The 24,299-nt window shown below is 66.4% G+C and carries 25 protein-coding genes; 17 read left to right on the forward strand and 8 right to left on the reverse strand.

What is annotated here, in order from left to right:
* Positions 1–88 precede the first annotated feature (88 nt).
* The gene (locus tag ACIBW7_RS25575; protein ID WP_397050418.1) at positions 89–697 is read left to right on the forward strand and encodes a hypothetical protein; all 609 of its coding nucleotides are present in this window, start codon (positions 89–91) and stop codon (positions 695–697) included.
* A gap of 94 nt (positions 698–791) precedes the next feature.
* The gene (locus ACIBW7_RS25580; RefSeq protein WP_397050420.1) at positions 792–2,273 is read left to right on the forward strand and encodes a hypothetical protein; all 1,482 of its coding nucleotides are present in this window, start codon (positions 792–794) and stop codon (positions 2,271–2,273) included.
* Positions 2,274–2,450: 177 nt separating this feature from the next.
* Here ACIBW7_RS25580 and ACIBW7_RS25585 read toward each other — a convergent pair whose 3' ends face one another.
* Both ACIBW7_RS25585 and ACIBW7_RS25590 read right to left on the reverse strand, forming a co-directional pair.
* A complete protein-coding gene (locus tag ACIBW7_RS25585; RefSeq protein ID WP_397050422.1) occupies positions 2,451–3,254 on the reverse strand; it encodes a class I SAM-dependent methyltransferase in 804 nt (267 codons plus the stop codon).
* Complete coding sequence (locus ACIBW7_RS25590) at positions 3,224–3,745, reverse strand: DUF2505 domain-containing protein (protein ID WP_397050424.1); 522 nt, start codon at positions 3,743–3,745, stop codon at positions 3,224–3,226. The genes ACIBW7_RS25585 and ACIBW7_RS25590 overlap by 31 nt, the downstream gene beginning before the upstream one ends.
* Before the next feature lie 121 nt (positions 3,746–3,866).
* On the opposite strand from ACIBW7_RS25590, the gene ACIBW7_RS25595 reads away from it, so the two are divergent.
* Entirely contained in the window at positions 3,867–4,385 is a 519-nt protein-coding gene (locus ACIBW7_RS25595) for a VanZ family protein (protein ID WP_397050426.1), read from the forward strand.
* Between the two features lie 24 nt (positions 4,386–4,409).
* Here the strand turns inward: ACIBW7_RS25595 and ACIBW7_RS25600 are convergent, their stop codons facing one another.
* Positions 4,410–4,895, reverse strand: coding sequence for a DUF2505 domain-containing protein (locus ACIBW7_RS25600; RefSeq protein WP_397050428.1), 486 nt, complete (start codon positions 4,893–4,895; stop codon positions 4,410–4,412).
* A 25-nt stretch (positions 4,896–4,920) separates the two neighbouring features.
* Here ACIBW7_RS25600 and ACIBW7_RS25605 point away from each other — a divergent pair, with 25 nt between their 5' ends.
* From ACIBW7_RS25605 to ACIBW7_RS25625, 5 genes are all read left to right on the forward strand, one after another.
* Positions 4,921–6,027 carry a UDP-N-acetylmuramate dehydrogenase gene (locus tag ACIBW7_RS25605; protein ID WP_397050430.1) on the forward strand — a complete coding sequence of 369 codons (1,107 nt, stop codon included), beginning with the start codon at positions 4,921–4,923 and terminating at the stop codon, positions 6,025–6,027.
* A gap of 67 nt (positions 6,028–6,094) precedes the next feature.
* Positions 6,095–7,339, forward strand: a complete 1,245-nt coding sequence (locus ACIBW7_RS25610) for an Ig-like domain-containing protein (RefSeq protein WP_397050432.1) — start codon at positions 6,095–6,097, stop codon at positions 7,337–7,339.
* 38 nt (positions 7,340–7,377) lie between these two features.
* Positions 7,378–7,827, forward strand: coding sequence for a helix-turn-helix transcriptional regulator (locus ACIBW7_RS25615; protein WP_397050434.1), 450 nt, complete (start codon positions 7,378–7,380; stop codon positions 7,825–7,827).
* A gap of 5 nt (positions 7,828–7,832) precedes the next feature.
* Positions 7,833–8,243 (forward strand): VOC family protein, encoded by a 411-nt coding sequence (locus ACIBW7_RS25620; protein ID WP_357471754.1) that lies wholly within the window; start codon positions 7,833–7,835, stop codon positions 8,241–8,243.
* A 188-nt stretch (positions 8,244–8,431) separates the two neighbouring features.
* Positions 8,432–10,843: an ATP-binding cassette domain-containing protein gene (locus ACIBW7_RS25625; RefSeq protein ID WP_397050437.1), complete on the forward strand. Its 2,412-nt coding sequence runs from the start codon at positions 8,432–8,434 to the stop codon at positions 10,841–10,843.
* Positions 10,844–10,904: 61 nt separating this feature from the next.
* On the opposite strand, the gene mscL is transcribed toward ACIBW7_RS25625, so the two are convergent.
* Entirely contained in the window at positions 10,905–11,351 is a 447-nt protein-coding gene (gene mscL, locus ACIBW7_RS25630; protein WP_397050439.1) for a large conductance mechanosensitive channel protein MscL, read from the reverse strand.
* Between the two features lie 124 nt (positions 11,352–11,475).
* Positions 11,476–12,210, reverse strand: coding sequence for an SDR family NAD(P)-dependent oxidoreductase (locus ACIBW7_RS25635; RefSeq protein ID WP_397050441.1), 735 nt, complete (start codon positions 12,208–12,210; stop codon positions 11,476–11,478).
* A gap of 198 nt (positions 12,211–12,408) precedes the next feature.
* Here ACIBW7_RS25635 and ACIBW7_RS25640 point away from each other — a divergent pair, with 198 nt between their 5' ends.
* The 6 genes from ACIBW7_RS25640 (at position 12,409) to ACIBW7_RS25665 (ending at position 19,694) form a co-directional block, all read left to right on the forward strand.
* Positions 12,409–13,230: an alpha/beta fold hydrolase gene (locus tag ACIBW7_RS25640; protein WP_397050443.1), complete on the forward strand. Its 822-nt coding sequence runs from the start codon at positions 12,409–12,411 to the stop codon at positions 13,228–13,230.
* A 175-nt stretch (positions 13,231–13,405) separates the two neighbouring features.
* Entirely contained in the window at positions 13,406–14,842 is a 1,437-nt protein-coding gene (mshA, locus tag ACIBW7_RS25645) for a D-inositol-3-phosphate glycosyltransferase (RefSeq protein ID WP_397050445.1), read from the forward strand.
* Positions 14,839–15,342 (forward strand): YbjN domain-containing protein, encoded by a 504-nt coding sequence (locus tag ACIBW7_RS25650; RefSeq protein ID WP_397050447.1) that lies wholly within the window; start codon positions 14,839–14,841, stop codon positions 15,340–15,342. Before mshA ends, ACIBW7_RS25650 begins: the two co-directional genes overlap by 4 nt.
* Before the next feature lie 253 nt (positions 15,343–15,595).
* Positions 15,596–16,501, forward strand: a complete 906-nt coding sequence (locus tag ACIBW7_RS25655) for an ROK family protein (protein WP_397050449.1) — start codon at positions 15,596–15,598, stop codon at positions 16,499–16,501.
* Between the two features lie 51 nt (positions 16,502–16,552).
* Positions 16,553–17,290, forward strand: coding sequence for a phosphoglyceromutase (locus ACIBW7_RS25660; RefSeq protein ID WP_397050451.1), 738 nt, complete (start codon positions 16,553–16,555; stop codon positions 17,288–17,290).
* Positions 17,291–17,642: 352 nt separating this feature from the next.
* Positions 17,643–19,694, forward strand: coding sequence for a CocE/NonD family hydrolase (locus tag ACIBW7_RS25665; protein WP_397050453.1), 2,052 nt, complete (start codon positions 17,643–17,645; stop codon positions 19,692–19,694).
* A 92-nt stretch (positions 19,695–19,786) separates the two neighbouring features.
* On the opposite strand, the gene ACIBW7_RS25670 is transcribed toward ACIBW7_RS25665, so the two are convergent.
* Entirely contained in the window at positions 19,787–20,452 is a 666-nt protein-coding gene (locus ACIBW7_RS25670; protein ID WP_397050455.1) for an NADPH-dependent F420 reductase, read from the reverse strand.
* A gap of 92 nt (positions 20,453–20,544) precedes the next feature.
* Between ACIBW7_RS25670 and ACIBW7_RS25675 the strand changes: the two genes are divergently transcribed.
* The 3 genes from ACIBW7_RS25675 to ACIBW7_RS25685 all read left to right on the forward strand — a co-directional run bounded on the left by ACIBW7_RS25675 (position 20,545) and on the right by ACIBW7_RS25685 (position 22,980).
* The gene (locus ACIBW7_RS25675; protein WP_397050457.1) at positions 20,545–20,928 is read left to right on the forward strand and encodes a winged helix-turn-helix transcriptional regulator; all 384 of its coding nucleotides are present in this window, start codon (positions 20,545–20,547) and stop codon (positions 20,926–20,928) included.
* Positions 20,929–21,058: 130 nt separating this feature from the next.
* Positions 21,059–22,294: a sensor histidine kinase gene (locus ACIBW7_RS25680; protein ID WP_397050459.1), complete on the forward strand. Its 1,236-nt coding sequence runs from the start codon at positions 21,059–21,061 to the stop codon at positions 22,292–22,294.
* A complete protein-coding gene (locus ACIBW7_RS25685; RefSeq protein WP_040696229.1) occupies positions 22,291–22,980 on the forward strand; it encodes a response regulator transcription factor in 690 nt (229 codons plus the stop codon). Before ACIBW7_RS25680 ends, ACIBW7_RS25685 begins: the two co-directional genes overlap by 4 nt.
* Before the next feature lie 77 nt (positions 22,981–23,057).
* Here ACIBW7_RS25685 and ACIBW7_RS25690 read toward each other — a convergent pair whose 3' ends face one another.
* Both ACIBW7_RS25690 and ACIBW7_RS25695 read right to left on the reverse strand, forming a co-directional pair.
* On the reverse strand, positions 23,058–23,390 hold the full coding sequence (locus ACIBW7_RS25690) for a hypothetical protein (RefSeq protein WP_397050461.1): 333 nt from the start codon (positions 23,388–23,390) through the stop codon (positions 23,058–23,060).
* Positions 23,391–23,459: 69 nt separating this feature from the next.
* Positions 23,460–24,287, reverse strand: coding sequence for a hypothetical protein (locus ACIBW7_RS25695; protein ID WP_397050797.1), 828 nt, complete (start codon positions 24,285–24,287; stop codon positions 23,460–23,462).
* Positions 24,288–24,299: the final 12 nt, after the last annotated feature.

Here is a 24,299-nt window from a genome sequence, read left to right on the forward strand (position 1 = left end):
TTCACCACGTTTCTGTGCTCGGTCTGAGGGCGCCGTGAGGGGTTCGATTGTGACATGTGACACAGAATTCGAGCGTAGCCTGGTCGACATGGCTGGCGATGCGGCGGGCCGTGCACTCGATTCCGCCGAGCACGGGTGGCGTGTGCTGCGGCGATTGGCCGGGCGCCATGCCGGGTTCTTTACTACCAGGCAGGTACTGCGTGCCGGGTGTGAGGCCCGCGTTCGCGCCGGTCTCGGCGACGGCTCGGTGACGCGCGCCGGGGTCGGGCTGTTGCGGCTGGCCGATTGGCCCAACGGCCCGCTCGACGAATACGCCATGTGGGCGGCCTGGTTCGACGGGGCGGCCGCGGTGTCGCATCAGAGTGCTGCGGAGTTGCACGGACTCGGTCGACTATGTCCGCGATTCCTGCATATGTCGGTCGGTGCGGGACGGCCGCCGGTCACCCCGCGACTGGTGGTGCTGCGCCGCCCGCTGATTCCGGCCGATCTCGAATCCGCGGGTGGATTTCTGGTGACCACGCCGGTGCGCACGGTGCTCGATCTGGCCGAGGCCGCTATCGGGCAATCCGCATTGGATGAGGTGGTCGGCGACGCGGTCGCCATCCACCGTTGCGGTATCGATGAAATCCGTTCCGCGAGTGTGCGACTACCCCCGCGTGCGGCGGCTCGCGTGCACCGGGCCCTCACTGCCGCGTGATCGGCGCGGTGAAGTCGCGAATGATCCGATTCTGCTATCAATTCGTTCGATCTCCGGTTTTGCCCGGCGCGCAATCATGGCAGGGTGACTGACCATGGGGACGGTAGGTCAGGGCAATTGGGATCTCGTCTTTCCGTCCGGAGCGCCCGAGCGCATCGGTGATATGTTCGCCACCGCCGTGGTCGCCGACGCGGTCCGCGGATATGACGCCGACCTCGCACAACAGGTCGAAACCTGCCGGGACTGGCACTGTGACTACCGCGGCATCTTCCGTGGCCTGACCGCCTTGGCCGCGAGCTCGCCCGCGGTGTCGGTGGGGATCGCGACCGACGGGTTGCGGGCAGCACGCCAGCTGCTGCGTTTCGTGACCGGGCACACGATCGCGCCGCTGCACAGCGTCGACGTCGATGCGATCGCCACACCCGACGGACTCCGGACCGGCCGGATCGACGGGACCGCGAAACCCGCGCCCCGACTCGAAATTCCGTTCCGCGGAGAGCTATTGGCCGAGGAGGCGCTGTGGCAGCAGCTCACCGACTGGCGTCGCCGTGGCATCATCGAGCCCGCCTTCGCGGCGGCGGTGGAGCGGGTGATCGATCATCCGGAGTGGTTGTCGCTGTCCGGTTTCCGGGTGATCGTCACCGGGGCGGCGGCCGAACTCGGCCCGCTGCGACCGCTATTGCGGTGGGGCGCTGACGTTCTCGCGATAGACCTGCCCGGATCGCAGCGGTGGCGCGAGATTTCGGATATCGCGAAGGCAGGGGCGGGACGGCTGCGCTATCCCGTCACGGTCGGACCCGGTGCGGATATCACCAGGCAGTTCCCGGCGTTGGTGCACTGGATTCGCGCGCAGTTCGACCACGACGCTCGCCCGGTATTCGGCCTGTACGCGAATGGTCCCGGACCGCAAGGGGTTCGGCTGGCCGCCGCGCTGGATGTCCTCGTCGAGGATCTGCTCGAGCACCGCGATGACGCGGCCATCGCATATCTCGGTTCGCCGACCGACTGCTATGCCGTGCCCGAGGACGTCATCGCGGACGCCCACGCCCGCCTGCGCGAGTGCGGTGTAGGACCGCGCCTGTTGCGCGTGCTCACCGCATCAACCCTGTACCGACCCAACTACCGGACCACGAATCCGGACCACCTCGGCGCGACCTGGAGCGTCGCCGACGCACTGCTCCCCGCCCAAGGTCCGAATCACGCACTGGCCCAACGCCTCCTGCGCTGGCGTACCGTCCTCGCGCACACCGCGGGCCGCACGGTCTCATGCGCCGTCGCACCACCCGTCAGGACGAAATCCCTCCGCGCCCAACGCTCCCTCGCCGCCTCCTACCGCGGCGCCCGCCACTTCGGCATCGAAGTATTCGACCCCGACACCGCCCGAACTCTCTTGGCGGCCAAGCTCGTCGCCGACCTCTTCGCCCCACCCGAAACACCCGCCGACACGAACCCCGAGGCCATATTCGTAGCCGGTGCCGCCCACGGCGGCCTCTGGCGTCAGCCCTTCGAGCCGACCTCGATCCTCCCGCTCGCGGCCCTCGCCGCCTACCTCCGCACAATCCTCGGCCGCCCCTAACACCCCTCGACACAACGAACCACCCACGGCGCGACTTGCCCACCCGAGCGGGGCCATCTAGATGTCACGATCAAGATCAGGTGGCATCTGTGGCGGCATCGCCCGAGAAGCCTCCGCCATCAGTTCCACCTGATCTTGATCCCATCGACTGCCCCGTTGCGGTGATCGGGCCGCGACTCAGTGCGCTTGGTTGGGCGCGACGGCAGACCAGGGGATCGACAGCACGCAGTCGCGCATGCGGCGGCGGTAGGTGCGCACCGGGAGACCTTCGTGGCGGAGGTATTCCGCCGCGGCGCGCCAGCGCACTCGGGGGCCGAAGGGGGCGAGCGGGGCGGCACGGGCCCATGCGCGATCAGCGGCCGCCAAAAGCGCGTGGATCGGCTCGCCGGGAATGTTGCGGTGGATCAATACTTTCGGCAGGCGCTCGGCGATATCGGACGGACGCTCGACCGTGAACGGATCCCAGGCCAGGGTGAGTGAGAGCGGTCCGGATCGATCCAGCAGCACCCAGGCGCAGCGTCTGCCCAGCTCATCGCAGGTGCCGTCGACGAGTAAACCGTCCGGATCCATCCTGGACAGGATGGTGGCCCACGCATCGGGGACGGCGGTTTCCGGATATTGCCGCAGCACGTTGAACGCGCGTACCAGCACCGGTCGCAGCCCGGCCAATTCGAATCCGCCGCGGGCGAAGGTGACGCCGTCGCGGCCGGGCACCACCCGTTCCGGATCGATCTCCAGCCCGACCACCCGCACATCCGCGCGGACCGTGCGCAGCCGGACCGCCAACTCCAGCGTGGTCCACGGACTCGCCCCATAACCGAGATCGACGACCAGCGGATCGGCCGCACTGCGCAGTCGACCGGTGACCAGTTCGTCGTGGATCAGCCAGCGGTCGCTGCGTCGTAATCGGTTGACACCGGTGGTGCCCCTGGTGATGGTGCCGACCGGTCTCAGCGGGTCGGGTTTTGCTCTTCCAGCCACTTCACGGTCTGCTCGGCCTCGCCGCGGAACAGGTCGACCAGGTTGACCAGCATCAGCTGCTCGAGTCGCGGGCCGACCATCGGGATGAACACCTTGGCCTCGGAGGAGAACCGCATGGTGCAGCCGGTATCGGTGGGGAACAGGCGAATGGTGCCGCCGAGGCTGCCCGGCCCGGCCGGTATCGAGGCGGAGAACTTGCCGACGGACTCGTTCTCGTCGAACGGTCCCCAGCTCTCCTTGCGGGTGATGACCATGTCCTTGCGCATGACCGCCTGCGCGATCTCCGGCAGCATGTCGCGCGGCAGGATGTGGTTGAGCACGACATCGATACCGGAGTCGCTGACCTCGAGGCTGCTGACCTCATTGCCCGGAGATATTTTCGACATCTCCGCGCACCGGTCGTCCCAGTACTCCCGGGTCGACAGCGCCGCGTACAGCTCCTTGGTGGTGTGCAGCGGGAAGCGGGCTGAATAGTCCAGTCGGCGGGCCATGTGGGATTACGTTACCGGGACCGATTGCCGCCGCATCGCTCGGCGGTGGGTCTGGGGATTCGCCACAATCGTCACACCCACGCCACGCGGAATCTGCACATCGTCCGGTCAGAATCGCGGTATGAACAGTACGTGGGAGGCGTGGGGCGGGGTGATCACGGCGACGATCGCGGCACTTCCGCTCGCCGGTTGTGTCGCGTGGTGGCTGGCGCGGCGGCGGGGTTCGTGGCGCAATGCCCTGTGCGAGGTCGGCGTTGTGGTCGGCACCGCGCCGTGGTTGTGGATGATCCTCACCCCGGCGGGCGCCGGTCGTTCGGTGAATGTGGTGCCGCTGCGCGATCTGATCGATCAGCTGCGCGACGATCGCGTCGTCGAGCAGCTCGGCGGAAATCTGTTGGTATTCGCCGCACTCGGCTTTCTGCTGCCGCTGCGCTGGGCCTGGTTCGCCGACCCGTGGCGGCTGCTGCTGGTCGGCGCGGTGCTGTCCAGCGTGGTGGAGGTGTCGCAGTTCGCGCTGTGCATCGGCCGCCACTCGTCCGTCGACGATGTCCTCGTCAACGCGATCGGAGCCATGCTCGCCGGACTTGCATCGAATCGCTGGTGGGCGTCGAACTCGCGCGCCACCCCACACCTGGGGTGATCACTGCCCCGCGGCCGACCGAGCTCAGTGCCCGGCGAGCCAGTTGTTGGTGAACTCTTCCTCGTTCGCCAGCAGTTCGGTCAACCGCTCCGCGATCGCGGCCTCGATCTTCCCGCCGAACAGCGGAATCTTGACCTCGATGGTGCCCTTGGTCTCGGCCACCGAACCGGAGCCGTCGGCCGTGAGCTCGATGGTCCCGCGGACCTCGGCGGGCGCACCCTCCACCCGCGCGGTGAAGGTGGCCGAATCGCCGGTCCAGCTCTCGGTGCGCGGGATGATCAGATCACCGGGCCGCACCGCGGTGATCGCGGCCGGCAGCAGCTCGGCGGCGATGACCTGCACCATCTCGACGTTGACCTGGTCGCCATTGACGCTGACCGAATCCAGCCGGGCATTATCGCCACCCACCTCGGCGATGCGGTCCTTCCAGTACTGCTCATCGGCGAAGGCCGCGCGTACGGCGGCAACCGGATGCGAGTAGCGAGCCGTGTACGCCAGGGGTGTAGCCATGGTCGAACAGGCTACCGTCTGGGGCGTGCGAACTTCACGGGTGGTGTCGGCGGACCAGCTGCGCGAGCTGCTGGTCGATAGCGGTGCGCGGCTGCGCGAATCGGTGCGGCTGGCCGAGCTGACCACATTGCGGGTCGGCGGTGCGGCCACGGTCGCGGAATGTGCGACAACCGAAGCGCTGGTCGCGACAGTCCGGACGCTGGACACCGCCGGCATTCCACTACTGCTGCTCGCAGGTGGATCCAACCTGCTCATCGGCGACGACGGCTTCGACGGTGTCGTGGTCCTGGTGCGCAACGAGGCGGTCGAGATCGGCGCGCACGGTGTGGTCGCCGAGGCAGGTGCGAACTGGGACGCGGTGGTCGCGGCCACGATCGAGGCCGGTCTCGGCGGGCTGGAATGCCTGTCGGGCATTCCCGGATCGGCCGGTGCGACGCCGGTACAGAACGTCGGGGCGTACGGCGTGGAGGTCGAGAGTCTGCTGCGCCGGGTGCGCCTGCTGGATCGCGCGAGCGGCGAGATCCGCTGGGTCGAACCGGCCGAACTCGGCTTCGGCTACCGCACCAGCGCACTCAAGCATCGCGATACCGCCGTGGTGCTCGCGGTGGACTTCGTCCTCAACCACGATGGCGCGAGCGCACCGCTGCGCTACGGCGAGCTCGCGAACGCACTCGGCGCGGGCAACGGTGACTCCAGGCCCGCCGATCAGGTGCGGGCGGCGGTGCTGAAGTTGCGCGCGGGCAAGGGCATGGTGCTCGACCCCGCCGACAACGACACCTGGAGTGCGGGCTCGTTCTTCACCAATCCGGTCGTGCCGGATCACCGTGTCGAGGCAGTGAAGGCTGCGATCATCGCCCATGTGGGCGACGTCACGATTCCGACTTATCCGGCCCCCGACGGCGTCAAATTCTCCGCGGGCTGGCTCATCGAGCGGGCGGGCTTCGGCAAGGGTTTTCCGGGCCCGCACGCCCCGGCCCGGCTGTCCACGAAACATACGCTGGCCTTGACCAACCGTGGCAGTGCGACCGCCGCCGATCTGGTCGCACTGGCCCGCACGGTCCGCGACGGTGTCGCCGAGCGATTCGGTATTCGGCTGGAACCAGAGCCGGTACCCATTGGGGTGGATCTTTAAACGGTGAAACGGACACCACACTCTTCGCAGCCCAATCGGGCGGTTTTCGCCGCGTAAATTCGATGAAGTGAGCCATCGTCCAGTCATCCACAGACCGGCCGCCGCCGTCTCCGCCGTGCTGCTCGTGGTAGTCGCGCTGGTGGCCGGATGCACGTCCGACAAAGGCGGTAGTAGCGACTCCGCCAAAGACAACACCCCCCTTGCGAAGGTCACGCTGACGCCGGGCGCAGACGCCAAGAACGTCAATCCGACCGCACCGATCTCGGTCACCGTCACCGACGGCGCCATCGATCAGATCGCGCTGACCAATGCCAACGGCAAGCAGGTCGCCGGCGAACTCGCCGCGGACAAGCACAGCTACCAGACCACCGAACCGCTCGGCTACGACGCCAAATACACCTGGTCCGGCACCGCGGTCGGCGCCGACCACAAGCCGGTCCCGATCGACGGCACCTTCACCACCCTGGCACCGAAGAACACCTTCCCCGCGACGCTCAACATCGCCGATAACCAGGAAGTCGGCATCGCCGCGCCGATCATCTTGCAGTTCAAGGGATCTGTGCAGAACAAGGCCGCGGTGGAGAAGGCGCTCACCGTCACTACCAATCCGCCGACCGAGGGCGCGTGGGCCTGGTTCCCGGACGACAACGGCGGCTCGCGCGTGCACTGGCGACCGAAGGACTACTGGGCGCCCGGCACCACCGTGCACGTCGCGGCCAAGCTCTACGGCCTGGATCTCGGCGGCGGAAACTACGGATATTCCGATCTCACTTCGGATTTCCGCATCGGCCGCAGCCAGATCGTCAAGGCCAACGCACCGAGTCATCGCATGCAGGTCGTGCGCGACGGACAGGTCGTCGTCGATATCCCGGTCAGCTACGGCGAGGGCAATGAGGCGCGCAATGTCACCCGCTCCGGAGTGCACGTCGTCACCGAGAAGTACGAAGACTTCATGATGTCGAATCCGCCGTTCTACACCAATGTTCGCGAACGGTGGGCCGTACGCATCTCGAATAATGGCGAATTCATTCACGCCAACCCGGAATCCCTTTCGGCACAGGGCTCTTCGAATGTCACCAACGGCTGCATCAACCTGTCGCCGAGCGACGCGCAGGCCTACTTCCCGACCGCGCTCTACGGCGATCCGGTCGAGGTGACCGGCACGTCGATCGCGCTGTCGGCCGCCGATGGCGATCTCTACGACTGGACCATCGACTGGAATACCTGGACCGGGCTGTCGGCATTGCAGGGCGAACCGAAGAATCGGGTGTCCGCGACACCGGTGCCGCCGCTGCCCGCCGGCGGTCGCTGAGCTAGGCAATCCCCGCGCGACATGCGACGATCGGTCAGGTGACCAGCAGACCAGCCACGGAGGACAACCTGCGCGAGCTCGCTCGCCTGCGTCGTGTCCGCGACCGGATCGACCGGGAGTACGCGCAGCCGCTCGACGTCGAGCGGCTGGCCCGCGACGAGCACATATCGGCCGGTCACTTGAGCCGCCAGTTCAAGCTCGCCTACGGCGAGTCGCCGTACTCCTATCTGATGACGCGGCGCATCGAGCGCGCGATGTCGCTGTTGCGGCGTGGCGATCTCAGCGTCACCGAGGTCTGTTTCGCGGTCGGCTGCCAGTCGCTGGGCACCTTCAGCACACGGTTCACCGAATTGGTCGGAATTCCGCCGAGCGCCTACCGGGAGCAGGCCGAGCACGCCACGGTGGATCTGCCGACGCTCGTCGTGAAACGGGTGACGAGACCGATCAGGAATCGAGAAGCGCCGGCCAACAAGGCGCAACTAGCGTGAACGCCATGGACATCATCATTCAAGCGAGCTTCCTCCCGCAGGACGACCCGGAGGCCGCCCTGGCCTTCTACCGCGACGCCCTCGGCTTCGAACTCCGCAAAGACGTCGGATTCAACGGGATGCGCTGGCTCACCGTCGGCCCGGTCGACCAGCCCGGCACATCCATCGTCCTGCATCCGCCGGCCGCCGACCCCGGCATCACCGACGACGAGCGCCGCACCATCGCCGAGATGATGGCGAAGGGCACCTACGCCAGCATCCTGCTGGCGACCAAGGATGTCGACGCCACCTTCGAGAAGGTGCAGGCCACCGATGCCGAGGTCGTCCAGGAGCCGACCGATCAGCCGTACGGAGTTCGCGACTGCGCTTTCCGCGATCCCGCCGGAAACATGGTCCGTATCCAGCAGTTGAGCTGAGCCTCGGCAATCGCAGAGACGCCGGTGGCGGCCGCAAGCCACCGGTGTCGATCCCATGGCGCGCAATTGCCACGGCCACCTGCCGTAGAAGTACCGAACGCACTGCTCGAAGCTGATCAGATCGAGCCAGTCGACTCCGACGGAGACCGCGCAGGCGGCCCGCGCAACCAGATGGAGAACCGATCAGAATGGCCAAGAAGACGGACACGCAGGCCCCACACGCTGCCGACAGCCACGATCTGATCCGCGTGTTCGGCGCGCGCGTGAACAACCTCAAAGACATCAGCATCGAAATCCCGAAGCGCCGCTTGACGGTGTTCACCGGTGTTTCCGGCTCGGGCAAGAGTTCGCTGGTATTCGACACCATCGCCGCGGAGTCGCAGCGGCTGATCAACGAGACCTACAGCACCTTCGTGCAGGGCTTCATGCCCACGCTGGCGCGGCCCGATGTCGACGTGCTCGATGGGCTGACCACCGCGATCATCGTCGACCAGCAGCGGATGGGCGCCGACCCGCGCTCCACGGTCGGCACCGCCACCGACGCCAGTGCCATGTTGCGCATCCTGTTCAGCCGACTCGGCAAGCCGCATATCGGCTCACCGCAGGCGTTCTCCTTCAATGTCGCGTCGATCAGCGGCGCGGGTGCGGTCGCGGTAGAGCGTGCCGGCAAGACGGTCAAGGAGCGCCGCAGCTTCAGCATTACCGGTGGCATGTGTCCGCGCTGTGAGGGCCGGGGTTCGGTCAACGACATCGACCTGACCCAGCTGTACGACGACACCAAATCGCTGAACGAGGGCGCGCTCACCATCCCCGGCTACAGCATGGACGGCTGGTTCGGCCGCATCTTCACCGGCTGTGGGTTCTTCGATCCGGACAAGCCGATCAAGAAGTTCAACAAGCGCGAACTCAACGATCTGCTCTACAAGGAGCCGATCAAGATCAAGGTCGATGGCATCAACCTGACCTACGAGGGCCTGATCCCGCGGATCCGCAAGTCGATGCTGTCCAAGGATGTCGACGCGCTGCAGCCGCATATCCGCGCGTTCGTGGAGCGGGCGGTCACCTTCCAGATCTGCCCAGAATGCGATGGCACCCGGCTCAGCGAGTTGGCGCGATCGTCGAAGATCAAGGGCATCAGCATCGCCGACGCCTGCGCCATGCAGATCAGCGATCTGGCCGAATGGGTCAGCGGGCTGAAGGAGCCGTCGGTGGCGCCGCTGCTGACCTCGTTGCGCCACACCCTCGACTCCTTCGTGGAGATCGGACTCGGCTATCTGTCGCTGGAGCGGCCCGCGGGCACGCTGTCGGGTGGTGAGGCGCAGCGCGTCAAGATGATCCGCCACCTCGGCTCCTCGCTCACCGACGTCACCTATGTATTCGACGAGCCCACCGCGGGTCTGCATCCGCATGACATCCAGCGGATGAACGAACTGTTGCTGCGGCTGCGGGACAAGGGCAATACGGTGCTCGTCGTCGAGCACAAGCCGGAGACGATCGTCATTGCCGACCACATCGTCGACCTGGGGCCCGGCGCGGGTACGGGCGGCGGCACCGTCTGCTTCGAGGGCAGCGTCGATGGGCTGCGCGGCAGCGGCACCATTACCGGCCGTCACTTCGACGACCGCGCCTCGCTGAAGAAGACGGTGCGAAAGTCCAACGGCGCGTTGGCGATTCGCGGTGCATCGACCAACAACCTGCGGGATGTCGATGTCGATATTCCGCTCGGCGTGCTCGCCGTCATCACCGGCGTCGCGGGCTCGGGCAAGAGCTCGCTCGTGCACGGCTCCATCCCCGCGGGCGCAGCTCAGCTCAATGGCCGCTCCGCAAGCTCCACGGACGTGGTGTCGGTCGATCAGGGCGCGATCCGCGGTTCGCGACGAAGCAACCCGGCGACCTACACCGGACTGCTCGACCCGATCCGCAAGGCATTCGCGAAGGAAAACGGCGTCAAGCCGGCGCTTTTCAGCGCCAACTCCGAGGGTGCATGCCCCAACTGCAACGGCGCGGGCGTCATCTACACCGACCTCGCGGTCATGGCCGGTGTCGCCACCACCTGTGAGGAATGTGAGGGCAAGCGGTTCCAGGCCGCGGTGCTCGAGTACCACCTCGGCGGCCGCGATATCAGCGAGGTGCTCGCGATGTCGGTGACCGAGGCGCAGGAGTTCTTCAGCGACGATGCGGCGCGCACACCGGCCGCGGAGAAGATCCTCGACCGGCTCGCCGATGTCGGGCTCGGCTACCTCACCCTCGGCCAGCCGCTCACCACGCTGTCCGGCGGCGAGCGGCAGCGGCTCAAGCTGGCCACCCATATGGCCGAGAAGGGCGGCGTCTACGTCCTCGACGAGCCGACGACGGGCCTGCATCTCGCCGATGTCGAGCAGTTGCTCGGCCTGCTCGATCGGCTGGTCGACTCGGGTAAGTCGGTCATCGTCATCGAGCACCACCAGGCAGTTTTGGCCCATGCCGACTGGATCATCGACCTAGGTCCCGGCGCGGGCCACGACGGCGGCAAGATCGTCTTCGAGGGCACGCCCGCCGACCTGGTCGCCGAGCGCGCCACTCTCACCGGCGAACACCTCGCAACATACGTCGGCGCCTGAATGAGAATCGCCCCCGCTCGGAAGAACCGTGCGGGGGCGAAACATATTCGGCGCGTGGCGATTACCGCGCGTGCTCCTTGACGAGCGAACCGTCCTTACCGAACGATTCGGTGTCGACGACCGAATCCTTCTGCTGCTTGGCCAGCAGATCGCGAATCTCGATGAGCAATTCGATCTCGGACGGCTCGGCCACCTTGGCGGTGCCGAAGCGGTTCTTCAGCGTCTTCATCGGCACCATCAGCACGAAGTACAGCACCGCGGCGACCAGCACGAAGTCGATGAGCGCGGTGATGATCGGCCCGATCGCGATGAAGGTGGCCGGCTTACCCGAGACCAGCTGAACGCCGAGTCCCAGCTCGTTGGTCTTACCCAATACCGCGAGCAGCGGATTGACGACTCCCTTCGTCACCGCCGTCACCACCGCGGTGAACGCGGTACCCATGACCACCGCGACCGCAAGATCGATAACGTTCCCGCGCATCAGGAAATCTTTGAAACCCTTGAGCATGAGCCGAGCTACTCCAATCTGGTCTAGATGCGTTTCAAACACCCGATGCTAACGTTCGCGCCACGCTGGAGCGAATTCACAGCAATCGAGAAACGCTGAATCAGATGGAGTATCGCCGATTCCGTCAGCCGCGGCGAGCGAAGCGTCCCGGACCGGCCTGGTCACGGGGCTTGACGATGATCTGGTCCAGATTCACATGTGACGGTCGCGACGCCACGAACCCGATGATCTCCGCGATATCCTGCGCAACCAGCGGATCAATGCCCTCGTACACCTTGGCCGCGCGCTCTTCGTCGCCAGCGAATCGAATCAGCGAGAACTCGGTTTCCACTGCGCCGGGTGCGATTTCGGTGAGCCGCACCGGCTGGCCGAGCAATTCGCCGCGCAATGTGCGGTGCAGTACGGCCTGTGCGTGCTTGGCCGAGGTGTAGCCGGAGCCATTGTCGTAGGCCTCGAAGGCGGCGACCGAGGTGATGGTGACGATGAGCCCGTCGCCCGAGGCGATCAGCTTCGGCAGCAACGCCTTGGTCACCCGCAGCGTGCCGAGCACATTGGTTTCCCACATCCAGCGCCAGTCGTCCAGATCCGCCTCGGCCACCGGGGTCAGCCCCTTCGCGCCACCCGCATTGTTGACGAGCACATCGGCGTTCTCGATCGCTTCGGTGAAACTGCGTACGGAATCCTCCGAGGTCACATCGAGTTCGAGTGCGGTGCCGCCGATTTCGTCGGCGAGGCGCCGCAGCCGATCGAGCCTGCGGGCGCCGACGACCACGTGATAGCCCTGTTTGGCGAGTTCCCGGGCGGTGGCTTCCCCGATTCCCGAGCTGGCTCCGGTGACGACGGCAGTGCGAATGCTCATATTTCCGATCCTAAGTGCAGAAAATTTGCCGAAGACCGCGGCTGCATGGAACGCATGACCTGATTTCGTAAGTACCGGGTAACTCGCCGGGGACGTCCAGAACAAGCAGACCGGCCACTGATCGCCGATCCGCGATGGGACGTCTGTCGCACCTACGACCGGCAAAAGGCGCGGGCGAGGCGGACTAGCCTCGGTGGCATGGCTATTCGGGAAGCGGTCAGTGCGGACGGAACGAGCATCGTCTATCGGGTCAGCGGCCCGGCCGACGGCACGCCGCTGGTGCTGGTACACGGTTGGTCGGCCAATCTGCAGTGCTGGGGTGCGGCCGCGGACGAGCTGGCCGTGCGTTTCCGAGTGCTCGCCGTCGACCTGCGCGGTCACGGCTACTCCGGCGCCCCGGAGACCGGCTACGACGATCCGAAGAAATGGGCCGCCGATATCGCCGCGGTGCTCGCCGCCGAGGGCATCCGATCCGATGCGGTGCTGCTCGGCTGGTCCTACGGCGGCATCGTGATCAGCGACTATCTGACCGCCTACGGCACCGGCGCGGTCGCGGCCGTCATCTACTCGGGTTCGATGGCCAATATCGGTCGCGCGCCCGGCGCGGAGACCGGTTCGGCCATGCAGGAGGCCATTCCCGGTGTCTTCGAGGAGAGCGCGGGTCGTGCGTTGCGCGCCTTCGGCGCCTTCGGCAATGCCAATACCGGACCCGGTCCGGATAAGGGCGTCGATGCCCAGCGCATCTTCGGTGCGAGCCTCGGCACGCCGCCCCGGGTGCGCAAGGCGCTGTTCTACCGGACCGTCGACAACACCGAAACGCTACGTGCTCTGGATATTCCGGTGCTGGTCCTGCACGGGACCAAGGATCCGGTCGTGCCGATCGAGAACGGTCGCTACATCCTCGACGCGGTGCCCGACGGCCGCGGCTCGTTCTGGGAGGACGCGCAGCACGGGCTGTTCATCGAGGATCGGGCCCGCTTCGTCGCCGAGGTGAGCGCGTTCATCGACGGTCTGAATTAGCCGTCCGAAATTCGCTGGCGACGCACGCTCGGCTCGAGCAGACTTGTCGTGTCCCGGTGCCAAGATCAGCGCCGGGCAGATATTTGCACCGCGCGTGAGAACCCTCACGAAACTGCTGTGACGACTGTCACTCGTCCCGGTTACGGTGTCTGGGTTGGGCAATTCAACGTGCACTATGGATGGTGTGAGTCAACGCCCGGACCTACGGCCGAATCGGATTGCCGTGTTATCGGTGCACACCTCACCACTTGCTCAACCGGGTACCGGCGATGCAGGCGGCATGAACGTCTATGTCCTGCAGACCGCCATTCAGCTGGCCCGACGCGGCACCGAGGTCGAGATTTTCACCCGGGCCACCTCCTCGAACGTCCCGCCGGTCCAGGAGGCGGCCCCGGGGGTGCTGGTGCGCAATGTGGTGGCGGGCCCGTTCGAGGGGCTGGACAAGCACGACCTGCCGACTCAGCTGTGCCCATTCACGGCCGAGGTGCTGCGCCAAGAGGCCAGACACCTGCCCGGACACTATGACCTCGTCCATTCGCACTACTGGCTCTCCGGTCAGGTCGGCTGGCTGGCGCGCGACCGCTGGCGGGTGCCGCTGGTGCACACCGCGCACACCTTGGCGGCGGTGAAGAACGCGGCGCTGGCCGAGGGCGACTGCCCCGAACCCGCGACTCGCGAGATCGGCGAGAAGCAGGTGATCGCCGAGGCCGATCGCATGGTCGCCAATACCGCGGAGGAGGCGCGCCAGCTCATCGAGCTGTACGGCGCCGATCCCGAGCGCATCGATGTGGTGCCGCCCGGCGCGGATCTGACTCGCTACTGTCCCGGTGAAAAGGCGGCGGCCCGAGCCGAATTGGGTCTGGCCACCGACGAGCGGATCGTCGCGTTCATCGGCCGCATCCAGCCGCTCAAGGCCCCGGATGTGCTGGTCCGCGCGGCCGCCGAGCTGCTGTACCGCGACCCGGCGCGCAAGCTGCGGGTGCTCATCGTCGGCGGACCGTCCGGTACCGGACTGGAGCGCCCCGATTCACTGATCGAACTCGCGGCCGCGCTCGGTATCGCCGAGCACGTCACCTTCCTGCCGCCGCAGCCGCCGGATCGCCTGGTCCAGGTGTATCGGGCCGCCGACCTGGTCGCGGTGCCCAGCTACAACGAATCCTTCGGTCTGGTCGCCATCGAGGCGCAGGCCAGCGGCACCCCGGTGCTCGCGGCCGATGTGGGCGGGCTCGGCACCGCCGTGCGTCACGGTGAGACCGGCCTGCTCGTCCCCGGACATCGGACGCCGGACTGGGCCGATGCCCTCGGCCACCTGCTCGACGACGGCGAGCGACTACGTCGGATGGGTCTGCGCGCGGTCGGGCACGCCGGGCATTTCTCCTGGGAGCACACCGCGGACGGACTGCTCGCCAGCTATTCGGCGGCGCTCGCCGATTTCCGCGCACTACGTGCCGGTCTCGGTGCGGGCCGCCGCAAGGTCTTCGAGGCCGCGCGGGCCGAGTTGCCGGGTGAACGCACTAGCCTGACGGGGGACCGCAGTGCTGTTCTCCTCGGCGAGACCAGTCAGGCCAGATCGCGGGCGCTGTGGCGGCGCCGGACGGGAGCGCACCGATGAGCACGGCAGCCGCGACCGCACAGCTGATCGACGAAACGCTGCGCGAGCGCGAGATCGAGTACACCCATCCCAGCCAGGAGACGTTTGTCGTCATCCTGCCCGGTGAGCGCAAACTAAAGACCACCGTGATGCTCACCGTCGGTAAGCACGGACTGCGGATCGAATCGTTCGTGTGCCGCAAGCCCGACGAGAACTTCGAGGGCGTCTACAAATTCCTGCTGCGTCGCAACCGCCGCCTCTACGGTGTGGCCTACACACTGGACCGGATCGGCGATATCTATCTGGTCGGCCGCATGGCCACCCATGCCGTCACCCCCGATGAACTGGATCGGATCTTCGGCCAGATCCTCGAGGCCGTCGACGCCGACTTCAATGTCCTGCTGGAACTCGGCTTCGCCGAATCCATTCGCCGGGAATGGAAGTGGCGGGTATCGCGCGGCGAATCCCTGCAGAACCTGCGCGCCTTCGAGCATCTGGTCGAGGCCGCCGACCAGCTCTGAGCCTGCCCCGGACCGGCCTTGCTGCACAAGCACTCCCGATGTCGCCAGTGCCCGCCTCCTGGTGCCTGCGACAACGGGTGCACAGACGAAGCAAGGCGTCGGGGAGCGCAGCTGAGGCCGACAGACTCGGTCCGGATCCGAGCAGGAAGTTCGTTGCCGTCGGATCCCACGCCGATGCGCTCGGCATAGGTGACAATCGCGCTGTGGCGCAACGTGCGCGTGGGGCCGCGAGATAACAGGAGGCTGCCCGGCGATGATGGTTCTTGCTCTGGATATCGGTGCGACGAAATTCGCCGCCGGGGTGGTCTACGGGGGGCGGAAGGTACGCGATGTGCGGCGGGTCGATGTGCCCCGGGAATCGGTGTGGTCGGCGTGCCGCGACCTGCTACTGGAGGTGGCCGGTGACGCGACGGTCTCGGCGATCGGGATCGGTTCGGCCGGGCCGGTCGATGTGCGCACCGGTGTCACCGGGCCGCTGAACATTCCGGAATGGAAGCCGGGCTTTCCGATCGTGGCCGAGGTGCAGCGGCTGTTCCCTTCCGCCGCAGTGCGATTCGCCATCGACGGCGCCTGCCTGGCGCTGGCCGAACATCACGTCGGCGCGCTGCGCGGCATTCCGAACGGCCTGGCCATGACGGTCTCCTCGGGCATCGGCGGCGGCATCATCGCCGACGGTCGGGTGGTGCTCGGGCGCACCGGCAATGCCGGACACGTCGGCCATATCGTGGTGCCGGGTTGGGATGTCCCGTGTGAATGCGGCGGCGTCGGCTGCGTGGAGGCGATCGCCAGCGGTATGTCATCGGTGCGCTGGGCGCGCGAACAGGGTTGGCGCGGCGAGACCGGCGCCGGGCTGGCGAAGGCCGCGCACACCGGCAACGAGATCGCACTCGCGGCGCTGCATCGGGCCGGAACCGCACTCGGCACGGCCGTCGCCTCCGCGGCAGCGACGCTCGATATCGATCGGGTGGTGATCGGCGGCGGCTTCGCGCAATCGGGTGAACCGCTGTGGGAACCGCTGCGCGCGGCGCTGACCCGGCACGCGGGTTTGGACTTCCTGCGCGAGCTGCAGGTGGTGCCGTCGCGAATCACCAATGGCGCCACCCTGGTTGGCGCGGGTGTGCTCGCTGCGGGCCACGATACGGCCGATGTCATCTCCTGAGCAGTGGGAACGGATGCGAGCCCGGTTCGCGTACATGCCAGAATGGCCTGCATGACGTACACCCTCGTGTTGCTGCGCCACGGCGAGAGCGAATGGAATGCCATGAACCTTTTCACCGGTTGGGTGGATGTGCACCTGACCGATAAGGGCATCGCCGAGGGCAAGCGCGCCGGGGAACTGCTGGCCGAACACGGCATTCTGCCCGATATCGTCTACACCTCCGTGTTGCGGCGCGCGATCAGCACCGCGAATATCGCGCTGGACGCTGCCGACCGGCACTGGATCCCGGTCGTGCGCGACTGGCGCCTCAACGAGCGCCACTACGGCGATCTGCAAGGCAAGAACAAGGCGCAGGTCCGCGACCAGTACGGCGACGACCAGTTCATGCTGTGGCGGCGCAGCTACGACACCCCGCCGCCGCCCATCGACCCGGCCAACGAGTACAGCCAGGAGAGCGACCCGCGCTACGACGGCATCGACGTCCCCAAGACCGAATGCCTGCTCGACGTGGTGAACCGGATGGTCCCGTACTGGGAGTCGACCATCTCCAAGGACCTGCTCTCGGGCAAGACCGTTCTCGTTGCGGCACACGGCAATTCGTTGCGCGCGCTGGTCAAGCACCTGGACCGGATCTCCGATGACGATATCGCCGGGCTGAACATCCCCACCGGCATTCCGCTGCGCTACGAGCTGGACGAGAACTTGCGCCCGGTTCGTCCGCGCGAATACCTGGACCCCGAGGCAGCCGCCGCGGGTGCCGCGGCCGTCGCCAGCCAGGGCGGCAAATAAGCACCTACGTAGCTGCCTCGACGCGCCGCGACCGGCATCGGTCGCGGCGCTTTGTCGTTTCTTGGCGGGACACAGCTGATCCGCTTGCGAGGTCGCGCCGGTGGCACGCCGTCTGCCTCGATCGGAAATGGGCTGGTGTGCGGGTCGCGGTCAGTTAGCTGTGATCGTCTGGGTTAGTGTGAATTCTGCAGGTTGGCGTGGATTTCCCCAGTCTTTCGCAGGCATTAAGCGAGGTCGGTTGCTATATGTGAACCGACATTCGGCTCCTGATCTAAGTAGCCCCAAGTTCGAACCTACTCGTCGGTATGTAAGCTCTGGTCGTTCGACCAGTCCGAGAGGCGGATCACCCCTGATGCAGACAATGTTGCGTGCCACAGTGGCGGCAGTCGTCACGGCGGTGCTCATTCCATTCGTCACCCAGAGCGCGACCGCCGCGCCGGAGCCGTCCGGTCCCGACGGTGGCGCGGCCGGCGCCGCCTGGGCCGCGACCGAGGACGGACCCCAGCAGTACCCGAATGTGAATATCCAGTGGGATGTGCCGATCACCATGAGCGACGGCACTGTCCTGCGGGGCAATGTGTACCGCCCGGCGGATGCCGCGGGTCGCCCCGTCGACACCCCGACGCCCACGGTGGTCAACCTGACCCCGTACACAAAACTGGTCTCGAACATCGCCGACAGCGCCATGTCCATTCCGGGCCTGTCCGATGCGCTGATCGAACTGTTCCGCCGGATCGACCTCAGCGGCACCCCGCTCTCCGGCGTCACCGATCTGACCAAATCCTTCGGCGGCGGCGAACTGCGCAACTTCGCCGTCGACCGCCAGCTCATCAAGAGCGGCTACACCCAGGTCGTGGTCGACGTGCGCGGCACCGGCTTCTCCCAGGGCACCTGGGACATGCTGCGCCGGCGTGAACAGCAGGACACCTATGAGGTGATCGACTGGACCGCGCGGCAGCCGTGGTCCGACGGCCGCATCGGCATGAACGGCCTGTCCTATTCGGGCATCAACCAGATCCAGGTCGCCGCGATGCATCCGCCCGCGCTGAAGGCGATCTTCCCGGTAGTGCCCGGCAGTGACCTGGTCAACGATGTGCTCGCACCCGGTGGCGGCTTCGGCTTCAACTTCATTCCGCTGTGGCTGACCGCCATCAACGGTCTCAAGCTGGTTCCGGATGTCGCGTCGATACTCAACGGACAGTTCGATATGAAATGGCTCGCGGATCGCGCGAAGGATCCGTTCACCTTCCTGGATGTGCTCCTCAATGTCTACAGCACCACCCGGATCGAGGACCTGGACCCGCGCGCCAAGGAACTGCTGACCGGTTCGTCGGCGTCGCGCGCGGCCTGGCTCAGCGATCCGAGCCAGATCCAGGTACCCACCTTCGTCACCGGAGGCTGGCACGATCTGTTCACCTACTCGGAATCCAAGATCTACAACGACATTCCGCTGCCCGCGGGCCAGAAACAGCTGCTGATGGGCAATACGTACCACATCAACTCGGGCAATGAATACGGCAAGCCCGGCCTGCCGCCGCGCCTGGATGTGCTGCAGCGCGCGTGGTTCGACAAGTGGCTCAAGGGAATCGACAACGGCATCGATCAGTACGGCCCGATCACCTTGCGGCAGCAGGGCGGCGGCTGGATCACCACCGACTCGTTCGCCGATCCGCAGACCGGCTCCCCGGATGCCGAATATCGCCGGATGTACCTGTCCGCCAACCGAAGTGACACCGCGAACAGCCTGAACGACGGATCGTTGCTCGCCACCGCGAGCCCGGACTCGGCGCGGCTCACCGTCGCGCCAGGCCTGACTACCCTGTGCTCCAACGACGCAGCGCAGGGTAGTGCGGGTTTCCTCTCGATCATCGATGGTTGTGCCAAGGACTCCCGGATCGCCGAGCTGAACGGGCTGACCTTCACCAGCGACCCGGTCGCCGAGCCGACCACCATCTCCGGCCGAATCGCTGCGCACCTCAATACCGTTCAGGATGCGACCGACGGCTACTGGGTGGTCACGGTGAACGATGTCGCGCCGGACGGCCAGTCCACCGTGCTCTCCTCCGGCCAGTTGATGGCGTCGCTGCGTCAGGTCGACGAGGCGAACAGCACCCGTTCCGCCAGTGGCGATTACACCGATCCGCGGCCCTACACCTCGCTCGACCTGCGTCAGCCGACTGTGCCGGGGGAGGAGACGACCCTCGATATCACCCTGCCCGCCACCGAGGCGATTCTGCAGCCTGGCCATCGCCTGCGCGTGGATGTCTTCGCGGGCAACTTCCCCAAGGGCCTGCCGGTATTGCCGATGCTGATCGATACGGGTCTGAAACCACAACACGTGCAACTGGATCCGAATCGGCCGAGTTTCGTGAATCTTCCGGTGCGGGGTAACCCGGGCTGGTAAGCCGTATCCGGCCCGAGCGTGCATCTCTCGCGCATTCAAGCTCGAATCCGCGGGGTATGGGCGGATGTGCACGCTCGGACCGGGTCCGGTCGCTAGTCGGCCGCGGCGAATGCCGCTTCCAACGGCGGGAAGATCGCGCGGGCATCCGCGCCGCCGAACCAGAGGCCGACGGTGAAGACCGAGGTGGCCTCCAGATATTTGGCGCGATGCAGTCCGCCCGCCGAAATCGGTTGCAGCCCGAGATCTTCCGCCAGCGCGGCGACCTGTTGCACCGCGACGGCATCGTCACCGCAGATCGGCACCGCCAGCCTGCGGTCCTCGAAGACGCGGGCCGGTGATTCCCACACCTCGGCGGCACATACGTTGAACGCCTTCACCACGTTCGCCTCGGGGACCGTCGCCGCGATGCGAGCGGCGACCGCCTCCTCGGACAGTACGAAAGCCAGAACTCCCTGCGGCGCGGCCTCGTCCGGGAGGAACGCATTGGTGCAGTCGATCACCGTCCGTCCGGCAAGTTCTCCGCCGATTTCACCCAGTACTTCGTCAAGGGCACTTACCGGCAGTGCCAACAGCACGACCGCCCCGAATTCGGCAGCCGCGCCGACACCTCCGCCCCGTGCTCCGTGCCCGATGGTTGCTGCCAGCGCATCCGCGGCCGCACGGGACCGAGCGCCGATGACGACCTCGTGCCCGGCCGCGGCCCAGCCGCCGCCGAGTGCCTTCGCCATCGCGCCGGCCCCGATGATTCCGATTCGCATATCAACTCCTGGTTCGGGATGTATTCGGCACCGACGCTAGGGATTTCGATAGGCACTCGAAGGTGCGCAATGACGATGGCAGGCTGGGTGTCATGACGGTCGAACATGCCGAACCCGTGGAATTCGCGCCCTATGGCGACTACGAGGCCGACTGTCCGGCCCGCCTCGGCGTCGACCTGTTCGGCAACCGCTGGCTCGCGGTCATCGTCTACATGCTGCGCGACGGCCCGATGCGCCCCGGTGACCTGCGCACCGCCATCGGCGGCATCAGCCAGAAGATGCTCACCCAGACGCTGCGCCGCATGCAGACCATGACCCTCATCGAGCGCCACCGCTACGCCGAGGCCCCGCCCCGCGTCGAATACGAACTGACCGAAGCCGGACGCGATCTGCTCATTCCGATCTACGCCCTCGGCGAATGGGCCGACCGCTACGGCGACTCGGTGCGGTCGGCAATGTCGGATTCGGAGGAGTGAAAACGATCCGGACGCTGTCGCGCGAACAACGCGTAAACAAGCGGCTAACGGGCCTGGAAGTGCCTATGACCTGCGCGAAACTTCGCGTACCCCGAGTTGGGTTGTCGGTCGGCGACCGTACGATTCAAGTGTGAGTGTTCCCCAGGCCGTCCTACTGGCAGTCCTCGCGGCTGTCGTCGGCCTGGCAGTCGGCGGGCTACTGATCCCATTCATGAACGCCAGGCAGGCCGCCCGCAGACAGGCGGATTCCGGTCTCACCATGTCCCAGGTACTCGACCTGATCGTGCTCGCCTCCGAGAGCGGAATCGCGGTCGTGGACGAATACCGCGATGTGGTGCTGGTCAATCCGCGCGCCGAGGAACTGGGCCTGGTTCGCAACCGGCTGCTCGACGAACGCGCTTGGGCCGCGGTGGAGAAGGTGCTCGCCAGCGGTGAATCCAGCGAATTCGATCTCACCGCGGAGAAGCCGATGCCCGGCCGCAGCCGGATCGCGGTGCGCGGCGTGGCCAGACAGCTTTCGCGCGAAGAGACCAGTTTCACCGTGCTGTTCGCCGACGACGATTCCGAGCAGGCCCGCATGGAGGCCACCCGCCGCGACTTCGTCGCCAATGTCAGCCACGAACTCAAGACTCCCGTCGGCGCGATGAGCCTGCTGGCCGAGGCCATGCTGGAATCCGCCGAAGATCCCGAGGCGGTCCGGCACTTCGGTCAGCGCGTACTCGGTGAATCCCGGCGCCTGGGCAAGATGGTGACCGAGTTGATCGCGCTCTCGCGACTACAGGGCGCGGAAAAGCTACCCGAGCTCGAGGTGGTCGACGTCGACACCGTGGTCACGCAGGCGGTCGATCGCTCCCGTACCGCCGCCGAGGCCGCGGGCATCACCGTCAGCACCGATCGCCCGAGCGGACTCGAGGTGCTCGGCGATGAAACCCTGCTCGTCACCGCACTGTCCAATCTGGTGGAGAACGCGATCGCGTACTCACTCGCCGGCTCCCACGTTTCGGTGAGCCGCTCACTGCGCGGCGATCACGTCGCGATGGCGGTGACCGATCGTGGCATCGGCATCGCCAAGGAAGACCAGGAGCGGGTCTTCGAACGATTCTTCCGATCCGATAAGGCGCGCTCGCGCGCCACCGGTGGTACCGGGCTCGGCCTGGCTATCGTCAAGCACGTGGCGGCCAACCACAACGGTGAAATCACCCTGTGGAGCAAGCTCGGCACCGGATCGACGTTCACCCTGCGAATACCTGCCCACCATGAAGCCGACGGCGAAGAAGAAGTCGACGGCTCCGCGGTGAGCATGAGAGAAACACACCCGCGCCCCACGGGGCCGGGCAGACCGAATGGTGTGGAGGCACGCAGATGACGAGTGTTCTGATCGTCGAAGATGAGGAGTCGCTGGCCGATCCGCTTGCGTTCCTGCTGCGCAAGGAGGGATTCGAGGTCACCGTGGTCGGTGACGGACCGTCCGCGCTCGCCGAATTCGACCGCTCCGGCGCCGATATCGTGCTGCTCGACCTCATGCTGCCCGGCATGAGCGGCACCGATGTGTGCAAACAGCTGCGCACCCGCAGCGGGGTCCCGGTGATCATGGTCACCGCGCGCGACAGCGAGATCGACAAGGTGGTCGGCCTGGAACTCGGCGCCGACGACTACGTCACCAAGCCGTACTCGGCGCGCGAATTGATCGCCCGTATCCGGGCCGTGCTGCGCCGTGGCGCGGGCGATGAACTGGACGGCGGCAATGAGAGCGGTGTGCTCGAGGCCGGACCGGTCCGGATGGATGTCGACCGCCACACCGTGCACGTCAACGGCAGGCAGGTCACCCTGCCGTTGAAGGAATTCGATCTGCTCGAATATCTGCTGCGCAATTCCGGGCGAGTGCTCACCCGCGGCCAGCTGATCGACCGGGTCTGGGGCGCCGACTACGTCGGCGACACCAAGACCCTCGACGTGCACGTCAAGCGGTTGCGCTCGAAGATCGAGGGCGATCCGGCCAAGCCGGAGCACCTCGTCACCGTCCGTGGCCTCGGCTACAAGCTCGAGGCGTGACGGTCAGCGCTCACTAACAGTTCCGACAAGCCCAGCAACCGAGGCCCCGACAACCTCGGTGCTGCTGCGTATCCGAATCAGGGCAGGTAGACCCAGGTGGGGCCGAGGCCGGGGACGTCCTGCTTGTGCAGGGTGATCCAGCCGAGATCGTCTTCCTGCATGCATTCGTAGACATCGGCCGCGCTGGTGCCGCGGCACGCGATGGTGCGGGTGACGCCGTACGGGCTCATGATCAGGTTCTTGCCGTTCGCCTGGGCATTGATCGCCTCGGGGGTGTTGGCCGGCAGGAAGTCGGCGGTGAAATCGGCGTATTTGGCCGGGTCACCATTGGGTTCGGCATGCGCGGCACCGGTCAGTGCGGCGGTGGCGCCGAGCGCGATGGCGGTCAGGGTCAGGGCTTTCTTCAACATGACCGCACATCCAACCGCATGTGAGTAAAGCCTGCATGGCGGGGAGGTGAATCGCCCGCAATGCAAGCCTCACGCCGACTGGTCGGCGATGGGTTGGTCGGATTTCATCCGGTCGGCATGCACGGTCGCGGGATGGATCGCGATCAGGCCGAGTCCCTCGCGCCGCTTGCAGTGTCTGGCCAGCTCTTCGTAGGCGGGTGCACCCAGCAATTCCTTCAGCTCGGGACCGTAGGACTGCCACACCGGACGGGCGCCGACATGGGCGTCGGGGGAGCCGGAGCAGTACCAGTCCAGGTCCTCGCCGCCGGGACCCCAGCCGCGCCGGTCGTATTCGGTGATGGTGGTCTTCAGGATCTGCACGCCGTCTGGGCGCTCCACCCAGTCCTGGGTGCGCCGGATCGGCAGCTGCCAGCACACATCCGGCTTCACCTCGAGCGGCTCGATGCCCTTGCGCAGCGCCATGGTGTGCAGCGCGCACCCGACGCCGCCCTCGAACCCGGGGCGGTTCAGGAAAATGCAGGCGCCGTCGAAGCGACGGGTGCGCAGGGCGGGCTCGTCCTCCAACTCGTCGAGTTCCAGATAGCCGTTCTTGGTGATCTTGCCGTGGGCGTCGGTTGCCTCGTCCATCAGCTGCCAGTCGCTCGGTGTGAGCATTTTCACAGCATTGGTCAGACGCTTGCGGTCGTCCTTGTCGGAGAGGAACGCACCGTGCGAACAGCAGCCGTCATCGGGGCGGTCGCTCAGAATTCCCTGACAGGCCGGAGTTCCGAAGACACACGTCCAGCGCGACAGCAGCCAGGTCAAATCCGCGACGATCACATGCTCGTCGTTCGCTGGATCCACGAACTCGATCCATTCACGGGGAAAGTCGAGATCGACCTCCGGCGCCGGATCGATCTTCCCCGCTGG

The organism is Nocardia sp. NPDC049526 (genome assembly GCF_044465765.1).
Lineage (GTDB): Bacteria > Actinomycetota > Actinomycetes > Mycobacteriales > Mycobacteriaceae > Nocardia.

What these genes read in the sequence shown, in the direction of transcription:
- ACIBW7_RS25575 (WP_397050418.1), top strand. Translation starts at nt 89, where the DNA reads ATGGCTGGCGATGCGGCGGGCCGTGCACTCGATTCCGCCGAGCACGGG.
- ACIBW7_RS25580 (WP_397050420.1), top strand. Translation starts at nt 792, where the DNA reads ATGGGGACGGTAGGTCAGGGCAATTGGGATCTCGTCTTTCCGTCCGGA.
- ACIBW7_RS25590 (WP_397050424.1), bottom strand. Translation starts at nt 3,745, where the DNA reads ATGGCCCGCCGACTGGACTATTCAGCCCGCTTCCCGCTGCACACCACC.
- ACIBW7_RS25595 (WP_397050426.1), top strand. Translation starts at nt 3,867, where the DNA reads ATGAACAGTACGTGGGAGGCGTGGGGCGGGGTGATCACGGCGACGATC.
- ACIBW7_RS25600 (WP_397050428.1), bottom strand. Translation starts at nt 4,895, where the DNA reads ATGGCTACACCCCTGGCGTACACGGCTCGCTACTCGCATCCGGTTGCC.
- ACIBW7_RS25620 (WP_357471754.1), top strand. Translation starts at nt 7,833, where the DNA reads ATGGACATCATCATTCAAGCGAGCTTCCTCCCGCAGGACGACCCGGAG.
- ACIBW7_RS25625 (WP_397050437.1), top strand. Translation starts at nt 8,432, where the DNA reads ATGGCCAAGAAGACGGACACGCAGGCCCCACACGCTGCCGACAGCCAC.
- mscL (WP_397050439.1), bottom strand. Translation starts at nt 11,351, where the DNA reads ATGCTCAAGGGTTTCAAAGATTTCCTGATGCGCGGGAACGTTATCGAT.
- ACIBW7_RS25635 (WP_397050441.1), bottom strand. Translation starts at nt 12,210, where the DNA reads ATGAGCATTCGCACTGCCGTCGTCACCGGAGCCAGCTCGGGAATCGGG.
- ACIBW7_RS25640 (WP_397050443.1), top strand. Translation starts at nt 12,409, where the DNA reads ATGGCTATTCGGGAAGCGGTCAGTGCGGACGGAACGAGCATCGTCTAT.
- mshA (WP_397050445.1), top strand. Translation starts at nt 13,406, where the DNA reads ATGGATGGTGTGAGTCAACGCCCGGACCTACGGCCGAATCGGATTGCC.
- ACIBW7_RS25650 (WP_397050447.1), top strand. Translation starts at nt 14,839, where the DNA reads ATGAGCACGGCAGCCGCGACCGCACAGCTGATCGACGAAACGCTGCGC.
- ACIBW7_RS25655 (WP_397050449.1), top strand. Translation starts at nt 15,596, where the DNA reads ATGATGGTTCTTGCTCTGGATATCGGTGCGACGAAATTCGCCGCCGGG.
- ACIBW7_RS25660 (WP_397050451.1), top strand. Translation starts at nt 16,553, where the DNA reads ATGACGTACACCCTCGTGTTGCTGCGCCACGGCGAGAGCGAATGGAAT.
- ACIBW7_RS25665 (WP_397050453.1), top strand. Translation starts at nt 17,643, where the DNA reads ATGCAGACAATGTTGCGTGCCACAGTGGCGGCAGTCGTCACGGCGGTG.
- ACIBW7_RS25670 (WP_397050455.1), bottom strand. Translation starts at nt 20,452, where the DNA reads ATGCGAATCGGAATCATCGGGGCCGGCGCGATGGCGAAGGCACTCGGC.
- ACIBW7_RS25675 (WP_397050457.1), top strand. Translation starts at nt 20,545, where the DNA reads ATGACGGTCGAACATGCCGAACCCGTGGAATTCGCGCCCTATGGCGAC.
- ACIBW7_RS25685 (WP_040696229.1), top strand. Translation starts at nt 22,291, where the DNA reads ATGACGAGTGTTCTGATCGTCGAAGATGAGGAGTCGCTGGCCGATCCG.
- ACIBW7_RS25690 (WP_397050461.1), bottom strand. Translation starts at nt 23,390, where the DNA reads ATGTTGAAGAAAGCCCTGACCCTGACCGCCATCGCGCTCGGCGCCACC.